Source organism: Anabaena sp. FACHB-1237 (genome assembly GCF_014696225.1).
Taxonomy (GTDB): Bacteria; Cyanobacteriota; Cyanobacteriia; order Cyanobacteriales; family Nostocaceae; genus FACHB-1237.
Genome location: NZ_JACJPV010000003.1, coordinates 179230 through 193520, shown reverse-complemented (window position 1 = coordinate 193520; position 14291 = coordinate 179230). Strand labels below are relative to the sequence as shown.

Below are 14291 nucleotides of genomic sequence, written 5' to 3'. Positions count from 1 at the left end.
ATCATATAATATTGTACGTATCTTTCTTGAGTAAAAATGCTGATTTTTTCTAATTTGACCAAATATCAGCCATAAATTTGCTATTTTTTAACTTTAGTGCAATTGTACTTATAGAAAAATTTATAAAAAAATTACAAAATTGACTTTGATGCGTTGATAAAAACTTGACAAAAACAAGCATTTATGTCACGATTGTGAATAAATCTGATATGTCACAAACCAAATTGCAATTACAACTGAGTGAAATTATGCACTCCGTATAATACAGCAATCAAATCACCCTTGTCATACTAACTTTACTTAAACTTTACTTAATTTTTATAAAAGAGTAAATGATGGTTGAAGAAGAGATGCTTACAGTTAGTGAAGCGATAGCACTAGTTGAGCAACTATTAAAGCGAGGACGCTTAACAACAATTCAAGAAATTGTATTCAGTCAGTCTTGGAAAGGAGAGACGTACTTCAACATAGCTATAAAGTATGATTACGATCCAGGGTATATTAAAGACGTTGGTTCGCAATTATGGAGATCGCTTTCCCGCGTTTTAGAGGAAAAAATCACCAAAAATAACATAAACAAAGTATTAACAAAAATAGCACAACGACAAAAAAATGAAAAACAAAATATCAAATGTACAGAACTTATAGCAGAATTAAAATTTGAAAAAGATGTGATTATTATTAGTCAAATTTTACGGGAAGATAGCATACAAGAATCAATATTTTATGAGCATATTTTACAAAAAGGTGAAAAACAACAATGTATAAAATGGATTATCATGTTGATAAATTATCGTTTTCAAGAAATTAATTTATCTATCATAGAACAGATACAATTATTACCTTTAAACAAGTTAGAACTGTTAAGAGAGATAATATTTGAGTTTTCCATTTTAGCAGATTTAGAAATTTGGTTAACAGAACAAAAAGAATGAATACTAATATCTGACAACTAACTTCACAATTCCAACGGCGCAACAACCCCTAATCTCCTTTCTAACAAAGACTTTAAAACTAGATGCGTCACAATTAATAATCCTAATCTACTTTGACTTAATTCCACAGTATCAGTTTTTACTTCTCCCCAAATACGACAACTACTCCAAAATTTCTCCCAAGCCTGGCATAACTTATAACCTGCTTCTAACCAATTCATAGATTTATAGTGTTTACAATCATTATCAAATAAAATATCTACCATTTTAATTAATTGATGTAAGAGAAAACGCTCATCATGGTGATGTAAATATAATTGATTATTGCCATTTAACCAAGGTAAGGATTCAGCACTAAGGACATTGCCACTATTAGTATATATTAACTTAATTAAATTTTCTCTGTCTGCTGTGCGTAACAAAGACACACAACGAGCATGAACATATTGAATTTTAAAAATAACTGACAAATCTTGTTCACGAGAAAAATCTAACTCAGGAACATCAAAACCATCAAGAGTAACAGTTTGCAACCAAGCCGCCAAAGTAAAATCAGTTAAGTGTATGTGAATCCAACCAGGGGGAACTACCACAACATTAAGTAAATTATCACAATTGTGAGATAAATGGCCAGCGATCGCTTGAGCCACTTCCATCACAGAAGAATTATGAGACAGTGACATCGCCAATACTACCCCAGAAATATACAAAACTTGATAATTATATCTACCCTGATATAGAGGAACTTTTTTAACTTCTATGGGTCTAATTTCTCCATGTATAGTGCAAACACTGACACTAGAGGCTAAAAATCTATATACAAAGTCCCTAATTGCTATTTTTTCCCGGAAAAGTAGTAACAGATTCACGTATAATTTTGTAAATATATTGATGGACAGAGTTATTTTATCCTGTTCCATCTACCTGTGGATAGAAGGTTAGTCTAGGTAAAGAAAAATGAGAGTAGGATAAAATTTGATGAATAATCAAGAAAAAAATGAGTAAACTTTACTACCTTCGTTGTACAGTAGGAAGTATAAGAAAAAAAGTAGAAAGCAAATTTGCTTTTTACACCATCGGACAGCCAACGCCCACAGGCGTTTCCCTACCCTCATCATACAAAGACACTCCTTGCACTTTCGATTCACTTTTTCTGCTAAGTCTTTGTTTTCAACCACAAAATTGAGTTTATAAATTATGCAATCTCCATCTTCCTTTTCCGAAGCATCACGTCCATTTCTCACCTGGCAGCGTATCCTGGACTGGGCGCAAGAACACTACCGTTGCCGCACCTTCAGCAAAGACGAACGTATTCCTGCTAGACCTGGTTTGCTATATTTAGTGCAAAGAGGTGCTATCCGCATGGTTGGTACAGCCCAAGTTAGTGCTACCGCCAGTCAATTAACCTCTCGGAGAATTAACCGTACTCCAGAGGAAGCATTTTTAGGTTTTGTTGGTGCTGGACAACCCTTTGAAATAGTCGCCCAGTCGCCATTTACGCTACAATCCTACGCTCACGTTGATCAAACTGCGGTATTGTGGATGTACTGGCATGATTTGGACAATTGGCCTCACTTCCGCCGTGAAGTTATGGATGCCTTTAGATATCAACACCAGCGTAAACTCCTGTGGCTAAGTGCTTTAGGGCAACGCCGCACTATTGACAGACTCTTGGGTTTTTTAACACTCCTAGTAGAAGAATATGGTGAACCTGCCATGAGTGAAACTGACCCCGATGTAATTCGCGGTTATTGCCTACCTTTCCCCCTTACTCACGCGCAAATTGGTAGTGCTATTGGTTCAACCCGTGTCACAGTGACTCGGTTAATGGGTAAATTACGTCAACGTGGATTAATTCTTACCCAGGGTGATAATCTTATCTGCTTACCTGCAGAATCTATTAATAGAGCAAGCTAATAATTCCAGCTGAAGCGAGGAGGTTAAAAAAATCTGATGATCAATAGTTTTAGCAATGTTAGCTTGAAAAAAACCTGTTTTAAGCACATTAATACTATAAATCAGCAGATTTTCACACCTTAATGTTTAGTCACATATTTTGGGTAATTGGGTTTGTTTAATGGCTATTAGCCGTCAGCTTTCAGGAGTCCACACTCCTTACTCCTTTACATCTAGAATTTTTTATTAATTGTGGATAAGTGGGGCTTGATGAATAAACTAAAAATCCAGATAAATCAAAGGTTTCGGGCTGCTAAAAAAGAAAATAGGTGTAAGGGTTTTGAGGGGTATGGTACCAAAACAAAGGATTTTCAGTCTGGGAAATCAAAATTTTTAAATACAAAAAACTCCTTGAACTCCTGTACGGGCGAACAGTCGTTCGTCCCTACTGACTCCTGGATAGCGAAGTGCCCGTCATTAGCCATTCTCCTTAACCTCAACGAAAGGACTGTTTCAGCCGAAATTCTGCACTTATAAAAGCACTTATAAAATATGTATTTTACCCAAGTTGCGGGTAATGAAATGCTTTCTTGTGTGTAGAGATTGAATTGCAAAGCAGAAATTCCAGCTATTCAAAATATTACTCAATTTCTCAGTAATTTGTTAAGTTTATAACCTGAATAATACCTTATAATAACCAAAATCTTGGGGAATTAAGCGTAAGTCCTAAATATTACAGCACTTGCCACGGAAGAACAAATACCAGAAGTTCTGATGATGGTTAAAAAGATGAAAATAAAAAAAAGCAAAAACTCCTCAACGTCAAGGTTCAGGTAAATCAATTCTAAGTCATGTTGGTAAGTGGCAAGGTGATGATATTAAAGTTTGTTTACAGGTAGTGTATGATTGATTCACGTGGTTTAGCTGAATTTTAATGATACAGCACATTCCATCTACATGAGGTACACTATGAACACAGCAAGATGCCTGTGTTACAAGGGTTTTATCATTAACATCTGTACCTCATAATAACGGAAACTGCTGTATATTAACTCATATATTTACTTATGGATTGCCAGTAGTCTTGCTAGGTGTGTCCCACTCAAGGGTTTCAAATCACCTGTCGGCAGACAGGCAGGGGGACATTGAATTAGCACCAGATATCTATTAAAAGAGAAGGTGGCTAAGAATAATTAGGTTATTATGATGAGTCAGGAGATCGAAGAGTCAGGAGTGAGAATAAAGAATTTTGTCTCCACTCACTTTACTCTGCACCCCACACTCCCTACTCACCGAGTCACTGAGTCAGAATATATGATAAGCTGACTTGCAGCACTTACTGTATAACTAAAAAACCCTAAAACTACAGTAGTATCAGCATCTTGCTTGCATTCATTATCTAAATTGAAAGCACAACAGCTTATCAAAACACATAAAACTCCTTAATATCCTGACTCCTCGATATCCTAACTCCCTAAAACTTAAAATGGCTGTTGAATACAACCCATGATAAATCAACTTAACAATGGTTTTACATTATTTCTTAGTTTGCTAGTGGAAGCAATACCTTTTTTACTGCTAGGGGTATTTTTCTCCAGTTTGCTACTGTTTTTCGTGGATGAAGGAAAATTAGTAGAGAAAATGCCGAGAAATCCCTTGCTAGGAGCTTTATTTGGTAGTATGATCGGGTTCTTGTTCCCAGTGTGCGAATGTGGTAATGTGCCGGTGGCAAGACGTTTATTAATGCAGGGAGTACCTACACCTGTAGCAATTGGGTTTCTATTAGCAGCACCAACAATTAACCCCATAGTAATTTGGTCAACATGGACTGCATTTCGTGATCAACCAGAAATAGTAGTTTTAAGAGTGCTGTTTTCCCTGATCATTGCTACTACTGTAGGTTTTATCTTTAGTTTTCAACCAGACTTAATTCCGTTTTTACAACCAGCGATCGCTCGATATCTCAAGTTTAACCCCCCAGGGAAACAAGATAGTAAACGTCGTGGTAAAATTTCCACTACTAGAAATACTAATACTGGTAACGCATCTGTCTTATTGCAGTCGGGAAACTACTTTTTAGGTACAGGAGGAATACAACGCATAGACGCTACTGTGAGTGACAGCACAGCTAATAGTAAGGAACCCTTGGCACAAAAACTACAATCTTTATTAGATAACATTATTCAGGAGTTGCGGGAATTAGGGGCAGTGATGGTGATAGGAAGTGCAATCGCTGCTACCATACAAATTTTAGCGCCTCGGGAACTGATTCTAGGTTTAGGAGCAGGACCAATTAGTTCCATTATAGCTATGTTAATACTAGCCGCAGTGGTTTCTATTTGTTCCACAGTGGACTCATTTTTTGCCCTATCCTTTGCTTCTACCTTTACCAGTGGTTCCTTACTAGCATTCCTAGTATTTGGACCAATGATAGACATTAAGGGGGTAGGTTTGATGTTATCAATTTTCAAACCCAAAGCCCTGATTTATTTATTTATCCTAGCAGCGCAATTAGCGTTTTTGTTCACTCTCATAGTCAATTTACACTTCCTATAAGCTATCAGCGGATAATAAAAAACTGACTCTTTGAGATCCTGACTCCTAACTCGGTGACTTTTACATTTTAATTACCCATGGCCACTAATAACCGTAGCAAAAAAGCCAATAATATTGCACCTTGGATAGATGTCCTAGCTATCACAGCTTGGGGTGTACTGATGTTGAAATACTGGTTAACGAGTAAATTATATTTGTTAATTCACCCTGATTATTTTTGGTTAGCTATATCCGGTGGGGTAGCCTTATTAATAATTGGATGTATAAAAGGTGGACAACTGTGGCAACAACGTCGCCGTCCGCCAGTGGTGAATAATCAAGAACATATTACTGTATTTCCACCTGGTTGGGGAAGTTCTTTATTCTTGGCAGCAGCAATTATAGGATTTCTGATTACACCTAAACCCTTTAGTAGTCAAACAGCCTTAAATCGCGGAGTAACGGAGTTAGTTAGTACAACTCGCGCCCAACCCCAATCATTTCGCGCTACAGTGCGCCCAGAGGACAGAAGTTTGGTGGACTGGGTAAGAACATTAAATGTTTATCCAGAACCGGATGCATACACAGGGCAAAAAGTCAGGGTACAAGGCTTTGTGATTTATCCTCCTGATGTCACAGAAGAATATTTGTTTTTAGCAAGGTTTGTCCTAACTTGCTGCGCGGCTGATGCCTATCCTATTGGTTTACCTGTACAACTAAGCGGATCAATAAAAGAATATCCGCCTGATACGTGGTTAGAAATAGAAGGAGAAATGACAACACAAAATATTGCACAGACAAGACAGCTAACAATTAAAGCTAGTAGTGTGAAGAAAATTTCGCAGCCGAAAAATCCTTACAGTTATTAGCTTTCAGTCGTCAGCTATCAGGACTCCCGACTTCCTGTACGAGTTTAGCAGAGCTAAACTCTCACTGACTCCTTGATATCCTAACTTATGACCAAAACCTACAAATTTATTCAACCATTAGATCGAGTAGCGATCGCCTTCATGCTAATACTCAGTGTATTAATTGGTATAATTATCTGGCAAGGAGACGCAGTAAAACCTACCATCCGTAATTTTAGCTGGGAAAATAAGCAAATTGGCGCAGATGATGTTTCTTTTACCCTCACCTTTAGTCGTCCCATGGACAGAAAAAGCGTAGAAGAAAACCTGAAAATAGAACCACCCCTGGCAGGGAAAATTAGCTGGGCAGGTAGAAGGATGGTTTATACATTACTTACACCTGCGCCCTACGGCACAAACTACCAAATAAAGATAGAAAACGGTAAAGATAAATTTTCTCAAGCTGAGGGCAAAAACCGCTTCATGGATCCCTTTACAGCCCAATTTGCCACTCGTAACCGTGTACTGCTTTATATAGGTGCAGATCCTCAAACCCTGGGACAACTAGTCCTTTACAACCTCACTGCGGGTAAAATTCAAGTGCTGACCCCTAAAGACTTGATCGTGATGGACTTTGAACCATTTCCCAATGGTGAAAAAATCGTCTTTACTGCCCGTTCTGCCAAAAATTCCGATCTCCTGTCTGCCCAAGTATATACTGTTACCACTGGCATTCCCAGTCAGCTAGATGAACCTACAGAACCAGCGGGCAAGGTAGACCTCATTTTAGATAATAAAGAATATCAAAACCTGAAATTTGATTTGGCGGCCAATGGTAAAACCCTGGTTATTCAAAGGGGAAAAAGAGATAATCCTGGAGATTTTGCCCTGTGGACATTAACACCTAGTTTAGATATTAAAGGGGAAAAACCCACTCCTCAACGTTTAGAAGGTCAACCTGCTGGAGATTTCGTTCTTACACCTGATAGTAAGGCCGTTGCTGTCGCCCAAGGACAAGGAACAGCAATATTATCCTTAGAAGGCAATAGCAATAAACCCCTGGACTTTTTACCTCAATTTGGTCTAGTTCAAGCCTTCTCTAAAGATGGTTCACAAGCGGCAATGGTCAAGTTTAATACAGACTATACCAGAGATTTATTTTTAGTTACTAATCAAGGTGTTCAGAAACAGTTATTAAAAACTACTGGTTCAATTCTTAGCTGTCAATTTGATTTAGCTTCACCTACTCTGTATTGTTTAGTCACAGAACTAATTTCTCAGGAACAATATTTAGAACGACCTTATTTAGTAGCTATTAATTTGAAAACAGCAGAACAAAAACCGCTTTTACTATTACCACCAGGACAACGCAACGTACAAACTAGTTTATCACCAGATGGACTTGGTTTTCTATTTGATCAAGTTGTTCCCATAACTAATACTACAGTACCATTTCCTGCAAATACTTTAAAAACAGATGATGGCGAACCCATCGCTACTAGTAGTTTATGGTTAATGCCGCTTTTGCCTGTGCCAGATGGTACAAATAATGAAATTAAACCGGAGAAGTTGCCATTAATTGGTTATAGCCCTCAATGGTTGCCTTAATCATTTAAGTTACACAGATGGAACATTGGTAGAGTGCGTCAGACTGCATAAATCTCGCAAATAATCGCAAATAAACAGCTTCTTGATGTTTGACGCTTGAAAGGGCGAAAAAGGAGCTAAAGAGGTTGCTGGATAAGCATTACAGCCCTCATACCCTGCCGATAAAATGGCATCTTATTGGGACCAGATGCCATCATTTCCAAAACCAATTCTTGACCGAAAATAATGGGATACAAGCCCCGTCCTTCTAGGACGGCTTTTCTTGATTTTTGATATATTCCTTTAATATTTCTAACTAATTCTTGACCGCCTGAAGATCATAACATAATCAACTATCAACTATCAACTGTCCACTGTCCACTGTCCACTGTCATCATGTAGATGGAATGTGCTGTAAATAATAATTTATAGTATTATACATATCTTGCTTAGTAGAATTACACAAATTAAATACAACAAGACTGATATGTATTTTTACAAACTTTTTTACAAACTATTTATCTTGCAGAATTTGCAATTAAAATTTCCATAATTGATCTAATTCACCTCCAACTAAAAATAAAGTGTTAGAATCAAATATAGACTTCTGGAAATAGATTGTAATATCTCTGCATCGTGTCAGAAGTCAAAAATGCTAGGGGTGCTTGGAAAACCAAGCTGAGATCACACCCTTAACACCTGACTCTGGATAATACCAGCGAAGGGAAGCCGTTTATTGAGGAATTAAATATGCGAACTGAGTGGATAGCGGAACGACGTGGGCAAGAAAATGTTAGTCAAATGCACTACGCCCGCCAAGGTGTAATTACTGAAGAAATGTACTATGTGGCCAAGCAGGAAAACCTAGAGCCTGAACTAATTAGGGCTGAAGTGGCGCGGGGTAGAATGATTATTCCTGCGAATATTAATCACACGAATTTAGAACCGATGGCCATTGGTATTGCTTCTAGGTGTAAGGTAAATGCTAATTTAGGTGCTTCTCCTAACTCTTCTAATGTTGAAGAGGAATTAGATAAACTCAGGCTTTCCATTAAATATGGTGCTGATACTGTGATGGATTTATCCACAGGTGGTGGTAATTTAGACGAAATTCGTACCGCCATTATTAAAGCATCACCAGTACCTATCGGTACAGTACCAGTTTACCAAGCATTAGAGAGCGTCCATGGAAGAATGGAAAATCTCACTGCTGACGACTTTCTGCATATCATCGAAAAGCACGCCCAGCAAGGGGTAGACTATCAAACTATTCATGCAGGTTTGTTACTGGAGCATTTACCCTTAGTTAAGACTCGTATTACTGGAATTGTGTCACGTGGTGGTGGAATTTTAGCGAAGTGGATGTTACACCATCGTAAACAGAACCCACTTTATACGCATTTTAACGACATCATTGAGATTTTTAAGAAATATGATGTTACCTTCAGTTTAGGTGACTCCCTGCGCCCTGGATGTACCCATGATGCGACGGATGCAGCCCAGTTAGCGGAGTTGAAAACCTTGGGACAACTGACTCGTAGAGCGTGGGAACATGATGTACAGGTAATGGTGGAAGGTCCTGGTCATGTGCCGATGGATCAAATTGAGTTTAATGTCCGCAAGCAAATGGAGGAATGTTCAGAAGCTCCATTTTATGTGCTTGGTCCTTTGGTGACAGATATTGCTCCTGGTTATGACCATATTACTTCTGCTATTGGTGCTGCGATGGCGGGATGGTATGGTACAGCGATGTTATGTTATGTTACACCTAAAGAGCATTTAGGTTTACCTAATCCTGAAGATGTGCGTAATGGCTTGATTGCGTACAAGATAGCGGCTCATGCGGCGGATATAGCGAGACATCGGCCAGGTGCCAGAGATCGGGATGATGAATTGTCAAGAGCGCGGTATAATTTTGACTGGAATCGTCAATTTGAGTTATCTTTAGATCCGGAGCGGGCTAAGGAATATCATGATGAAACTTTGCCAGAAGATGTTTATAAAAAGGCGGAGTTTTGTTCTATGTGTGGTCCTAAATTCTGTCCCATGCAAAGTAAAATTGATGCCGAGGCTTTGATTGATTTAGAGCAGTTTTTGGCGAAAGAACCTGTTGCTCACGTTTAATTAGTAAATAATCAGATCCCCGACTTCTTCAAGAAGTCGGGGATCTGAAAACACCAAATATTAAACAAATATTAAAACTTAAAAATCTATGAGTGAACAAGTTAAATGGACTGCGGAAGCGGAAGCAAAGGTGAAAGATATTCCTTTTTTTGTGCGTCCTTTTGCACGAAAGAAGATTGAAAATTATGCGTATGAGAAGGATATATTTTTAATTACTATTGAGGTTTATGAAGAGCCTACCTACGTAGGCTAATTTTATGAATAATTTTTATCAAGTTTTATCAAGTTAATCTTTAAAATATCGGGCTTTGATTTCTGGATGTTCTGCTAAGAAACGTTCTATTTCTAAATATGACCATTTTTCTACTTCAATACCAGTTTTATCTCTTAAATCATCTAATTTATCATGTAAAGTTGCATCAATTATACTGCTAGTCATAATACAAAAACCCTTAGCTTCTTTTGCTAGTAGCATATCAAGTATATCAGTAACTTGTGAACTTCCAAGAGATCGCTTATCACTTTTTAATTTACATTGAGCTATCCATTTAATAGGTTTTTTATTAATATCTACACCTTTATAAAATACAATATCTCTACCACCATCACGAGAGCGAGAGTTACCAATTTTATCTATATTAGTCAATTTTAAATTATGTTCTTTCAGAAGAATATCGTAACAAAGTTTTTCAAATTGTTCATCATTAATTTGATTCCAAGAACATGATATATCATCAAACATTGTAAATTTTGCTCCTTCTGTTTTAGATTTTGTTAAGTCTACTCCATGTAAATTTATATATCGTAAATCAGCATTAGTAAACTGTGCTCCTGTTAAATCAGCACCTATTAAAATTGCATATCGTAAATCAGCATTGCTTAAATCTGCTCCTTGAAGATTAGCTCCTATAAAATTAGCATATCGTAAATCAGCATTTTGGAAATTTACACCTCTTAAATTTGCATCATGAAAGTTTGCACAGTATAAGTTAGTATTTGTGAAATTAGCATTTTCACAATCAGCACGATAAAAAATAGAAAAACTTAAATTTGAACCTATAAAGTCTAAATGCTGAAGATAAGAATTACTTAAATCTTTACCTACATATTGATTATGATCAAATGAATTATTCAGTAGATTAAATAAAGAAAGTTGATAATATCTTTTTATTACATTATCTGATTCTCCATTAACAATTTTCCATACAAAATACCACTTATCATCTATTTTTGTCTTATCATCAATTATTGTACCACTTAAATCAGCATTTTCTAAATTAGCTCCACTTAAATTAGTACCACTTAAATCAGCATTTTCTAAATTAGCTCCACTTAAATTAGTACCACTTAAATTAGTACCACTTAAATCAGCATTTTCTAAATTAGCTCCACTTAAATTAGTACCACTTAAATCAGCATTTTCTAAATTAGCTCCACTTAAATTAGTACCACTCAAATCAGAATTACTGAAGTTAGTTCCACTTAAGTTTGCACTACTTAAATTAATAAAGTATAATTTAGCACAACTCAAGTCCGCATTACTTAAATTAATATCACCAACAGTTAAATCTATACCATTAATAACTAAATTAATATCATGATCTTCTAAATCTGTATCATCATAAGTTAAATTTATATCAAAAATATTGAATTTTGAATTAATAAGTTTCCATACACAATACCATTTATAATGTAATTTTGTTTCGCTATCAATTATTGCACCACTTAAATCAGCATTATTTAAGTTAGCGTTACTCAAATCAGCACCACTTAAATAAGCATCAGTTAAATAAGCATCAGTTAAATTAGCATCAGTTAAATTAGCATCAGTTAAATAAGCATGACTTAAATCAACATTATTTAAGTTAGCGTTACTCAAATCAGCATCAGTTAAATAAGCATGACTTAAATCAACATTATTTAAGTTAGCGTTACTCAAATCAGCATCAGTTAAATAAGCATGACTTAAATCAACATTATTTAAGTTAGCGTTACTCAAATCAGCATCAGTTAAATAAGCATGACTTAAATCAACATTATTTAAGTTAGCGTTACTCAAATCAGCATCAGTTAAATAAGCATGACTTAAATCAACATTATTTAAGTTAGCGTTACTCAAATCAGCATCAGCTAAATAAGCATGACTTAAATCAGCATCTCTTAAATAAACATGACTTAAATCTATATTTTCCAAATCTAAACCCTGAAAATCTCTTTTTCCTTCTTCATAAAGTGCTAAAAGTTCCTCAGCATCCATAGTATTTTATCCTTCTATGCGGTATAGTTTGTTTCCAATTACCTTGATATTCTAACAAATTTAGAACCTTGCAAGAGGTTTATTGTGATTTTTATACATAGGTTTTATATTTTAAGTCAGCTTGAATAAGATGAGGGATCTGATAAATCAGTGCTTGTAGGATGATTTTGGGAGTGCGATAGCGAAGCGCACCGTAGTAATCGCACTTATCATTGATATAGGTTGACAAAATTTCCTTATCAAGCTCATATTATGATATTTCTATATCTAGGAAAAAAGTTATGACTGCTGTAGTACAAGAACTTCTGAACACATTCGACCGTTTGAAAGACTCAGAACAGTTAGATTTAGCATTAGAGATTTTAAAACGCACAGTTGATTTAGATTTTTCGCCCTTATCTGATGAAGATTTAGTGATGAATGCTGAGGGACTTTTTCTGGATTTAGATTAGGAAGAAGCGGAGAAGGTATCGCTATAAAATAAAAAGATAAAATAGAATTATCCCCATTCTTTATATCAAAACGAGGCACAAATGAATTATTTAGAACTACATCAAAAAATTGAAAAACAGATATCCCATCTACCACCAGAACAACTTTCCTTAGTTAGTGATTTTCTGGACTCTATCCAGGAAAAAATCACCATAAATCAACGCTTATTACGTCGTATTTCCCCATTAAGCGAGGTAAAAAAGCAGGTGATTTACTACATTATGCTGAAACTTGGCAAGGTAATGATCTGGAAGATTGTCTGCGTTTAGTTAAAGAAACCCCTTCTCAAACGCAGTTTTAACTTTTGTTACTCTGATTACCGTTGTTTATTGAATTAGCAAGGATGGATGACATTGAACAATTCTAATAGTACATTAAAAATAATACAACATTTCCTAGATTTTGAACTTGTAGAATCACCAAAAATAGAACATAATTTAGAACCTTTAACCCAAGATTTTCAATTACAATATACACATCCTCACGGGAAAATATATCAAGGTAATTCAATAGAATGGCTCAAATCAATTGAATCAGAAAGCGTTGATCTAGTTTTTGCAGATCCACCTTATAATATTAAAAAATCTGCCTGGGATAACTTTGAAAACCAAGAAAAATATATTGAATGGTCAATTAAATGGATTACTGAAGTTTCACGTATTCTCAAATCAACAGGCTCTTTTTATATTTGTGGTTTTTCCGAAATATTAGCTGATTTGAAATATCCTGCTTCCAAATATTTCAAAAATTGTCGTTGGTTAATTTGGCATTATAAAAATAAAGCTAATTTAGGTAGTGATTGGGGTCGTTCTCATGAAAGTATTATCCATTTTCGTAAATCTGAAAAAACCAAGATTAATATTGATGATGTGCAAATTTATTATGGCGCACATACGTTAAAATATCCATCTCATCCCCAAGCAGAAACATAACTGGACACCTCACCCAAAAGGTGCAAAACCCAAAGATGTTATAGAAATTCCCACTACTTGTAATGGTATGGGAGAAACAACACCTCATCCAACTCAAAAACCAGAGGAACTATTAAGAAAATTTGTTGTTGCATCATCCCAGGAAGGAGATTTAATTATTGATCCATTTTCCGGATCAGGAACAACTCTTGTAGTTGCAGAACAACTTAACCGTCGTTGGATGGGATGTGATCTCAATATTGAGTATAATAATTGGGCAATTCAAAGATTAGAAAATGTCCGTCGCATGACCAAAGAAGAATGGATCGCCTTTGATCGCAAAAATGCAGAACCTAGGGAGTCTATTCGATGAAACTAGAAGATTTGGTAAATCATGCAGTAGATAATGCCATTTTTTTAAACGATGTACAAAGAAAGAAAACAAAGCCACAAAATCGCTATGGGATTAATACAACATTTTTGTCAGGATACTTTAAAGCCTACACCATTAAACTAAATCCACTTGACGGTGTATATTACTGTGATATTCGCCCAAATATGATTACAGATAGATTACTTTCTCAACATATTCAAACTATTGATAATTTCTTTTATCGTGATATTTGGAATTTTCTGAGTCGTCATGGACAGTCTTTAGAAGAAGTGGAAATTGAGGAACGTGAAAATCAAAGAGAGTAAATAAATA

General features: G+C 35.8%; 14 protein-coding genes and 1 riboswitch. Of the genes, 12 read left to right on the top strand and 2 right to left on the bottom strand.

The window, feature by feature from the left end:
- Positions 1-332: 332 nt before the first annotated feature.
- Positions 333-935: a DUF4351 domain-containing protein gene (locus tag H6F32_RS02665; RefSeq protein WP_190367786.1), complete on the top strand. Its 603-nt coding sequence runs from the start codon at positions 333-335 to the stop codon at positions 933-935.
- 23 nt (positions 936-958) lie between these two features.
- Here H6F32_RS02665 and H6F32_RS02660 read toward each other — a convergent pair whose 3' ends face one another.
- The gene (locus H6F32_RS02660) at positions 959-1804 is read right to left on the bottom strand and encodes a DALR anticodon-binding domain-containing protein (RefSeq protein ID WP_313926251.1); all 846 of its coding nucleotides are present in this window, start codon (positions 1802-1804) and stop codon (positions 959-961) included.
- A 328-nt stretch (positions 1805-2132) separates the two neighbouring features.
- On the opposite strand from H6F32_RS02660, the gene H6F32_RS02655 reads away from it, so the two are divergent.
- From H6F32_RS02655 to H6F32_RS02630, 6 genes are all read left to right on the top strand, one after another.
- Positions 2133-2852, top strand: coding sequence for a Crp/Fnr family transcriptional regulator (locus H6F32_RS02655; protein WP_190367784.1), 720 nt, complete (start codon positions 2133-2135; stop codon positions 2850-2852).
- A 1488-nt stretch (positions 2853-4340) separates the two neighbouring features.
- On the top strand, positions 4341-5387 hold the full coding sequence (locus tag H6F32_RS02650; RefSeq protein WP_190367813.1) for a permease: 1047 nt from the start codon (positions 4341-4343) through the stop codon (positions 5385-5387).
- A gap of 77 nt (positions 5388-5464) precedes the next feature.
- Positions 5465-6235 carry a TIGR03943 family putative permease subunit gene (locus H6F32_RS02645; RefSeq protein WP_190367783.1) on the top strand — a complete coding sequence of 257 codons (771 nt, stop codon included), beginning with the start codon at positions 5465-5467 and terminating at the stop codon, positions 6233-6235.
- Positions 6236-6322: 87 nt separating this feature from the next.
- Positions 6323-7822, top strand: a complete 1500-nt coding sequence (locus H6F32_RS02640; protein WP_190367782.1) for an Ig-like domain-containing protein — start codon at positions 6323-6325, stop codon at positions 7820-7822.
- 626 nt (positions 7823-8448) lie between these two features.
- Positions 8449-8545, top strand: a riboswitch (TPP riboswitch).
- 6 nt (positions 8546-8551) lie between these two features.
- The gene (gene thiC / locus H6F32_RS02635) at positions 8552-9925 is read left to right on the top strand and encodes a phosphomethylpyrimidine synthase (protein WP_190367781.1); all 1374 of its coding nucleotides are present in this window, start codon (positions 8552-8554) and stop codon (positions 9923-9925) included.
- Between the two features lie 88 nt (positions 9926-10013).
- Positions 10014-10178 carry a PCP reductase family protein gene (locus H6F32_RS02630; protein ID WP_190367780.1) on the top strand — a complete coding sequence of 55 codons (165 nt, stop codon included), beginning with the start codon at positions 10014-10016 and terminating at the stop codon, positions 10176-10178.
- A 33-nt stretch (positions 10179-10211) separates the two neighbouring features.
- Here the strand turns inward: H6F32_RS02630 and H6F32_RS02625 are convergent, their stop codons facing one another.
- Positions 10212-12182 carry a pentapeptide repeat-containing protein gene (locus tag H6F32_RS02625; RefSeq protein WP_190367779.1) on the bottom strand — a complete coding sequence of 657 codons (1971 nt, stop codon included), beginning with the start codon at positions 12180-12182 and terminating at the stop codon, positions 10212-10214.
- Positions 12183-12463: 281 nt separating this feature from the next.
- Here H6F32_RS02625 and H6F32_RS02620 point away from each other — a divergent pair, with 281 nt between their 5' ends.
- The 5 genes from H6F32_RS02620 to H6F32_RS02605 all read left to right on the top strand — a co-directional run bounded on the left by H6F32_RS02620 (position 12464) and on the right by H6F32_RS02605 (position 14284).
- Complete coding sequence (locus H6F32_RS02620; protein WP_190367778.1) at positions 12464-12634, top strand: hypothetical protein; 171 nt, start codon at positions 12464-12466, stop codon at positions 12632-12634.
- An 81-nt stretch (positions 12635-12715) separates the two neighbouring features.
- Positions 12716-12943, top strand: a complete 228-nt coding sequence (locus H6F32_RS02615; RefSeq protein ID WP_242031026.1) for a hypothetical protein — start codon at positions 12716-12718, stop codon at positions 12941-12943.
- Between the two features lie 78 nt (positions 12944-13021).
- A complete protein-coding gene (locus tag H6F32_RS20835) occupies positions 13022-13606 on the top strand; it encodes a DNA methyltransferase (RefSeq protein ID WP_277875025.1) in 585 nt (194 codons plus the stop codon).
- Positions 13578-13958, top strand: a complete 381-nt coding sequence (locus tag H6F32_RS20830; RefSeq protein WP_313926261.1) for a site-specific DNA-methyltransferase — start codon at positions 13578-13580, stop codon at positions 13956-13958. The genes H6F32_RS20835 and H6F32_RS20830 overlap by 29 nt, the downstream gene beginning before the upstream one ends.
- Positions 13955-14284: a hypothetical protein gene (locus H6F32_RS02605; protein ID WP_190367777.1), complete on the top strand. Its 330-nt coding sequence runs from the start codon at positions 13955-13957 to the stop codon at positions 14282-14284. Before H6F32_RS20830 ends, H6F32_RS02605 begins: the two co-directional genes overlap by 4 nt.
- Positions 14285-14291: the final 7 nt, after the last annotated feature.

Bases quoted from the DNA above. Each gene is read 5' to 3' on its own strand.
- thiC (WP_190367781.1), top strand. From the start codon at position 8,552: ATGCGAACTGAGTGGATAGCGGAACGACGTGGGCAAGAAAATGTTAGT.
- H6F32_RS02620 (WP_190367778.1), top strand. From the start codon at position 12,464: ATGACTGCTGTAGTACAAGAACTTCTGAACACATTCGACCGTTTGAAA.
- H6F32_RS02655 (WP_190367784.1), top strand. From the start codon at position 2,133: ATGCAATCTCCATCTTCCTTTTCCGAAGCATCACGTCCATTTCTCACC.
- H6F32_RS02665 (WP_190367786.1), top strand. From the start codon at position 333: ATGATGGTTGAAGAAGAGATGCTTACAGTTAGTGAAGCGATAGCACTA.
- H6F32_RS02615 (WP_242031026.1), top strand. From the start codon at position 12,716: ATGAATTATTTAGAACTACATCAAAAAATTGAAAAACAGATATCCCAT.
- H6F32_RS02645 (WP_190367783.1), top strand. From the start codon at position 5,465: ATGGCCACTAATAACCGTAGCAAAAAAGCCAATAATATTGCACCTTGG.
- H6F32_RS02640 (WP_190367782.1), top strand. From the start codon at position 6,323: ATGACCAAAACCTACAAATTTATTCAACCATTAGATCGAGTAGCGATC.
- H6F32_RS02625 (WP_190367779.1), bottom strand. From the start codon at position 12,182: ATGGATGCTGAGGAACTTTTAGCACTTTATGAAGAAGGAAAAAGAGAT.
- H6F32_RS02630 (WP_190367780.1), top strand. From the start codon at position 10,014: ATGAGTGAACAAGTTAAATGGACTGCGGAAGCGGAAGCAAAGGTGAAA.
- H6F32_RS02605 (WP_190367777.1), top strand. From the start codon at position 13,955: ATGAAACTAGAAGATTTGGTAAATCATGCAGTAGATAATGCCATTTTT.
- H6F32_RS20835 (WP_277875025.1), top strand. From the start codon at position 13,022: ATGACATTGAACAATTCTAATAGTACATTAAAAATAATACAACATTTC.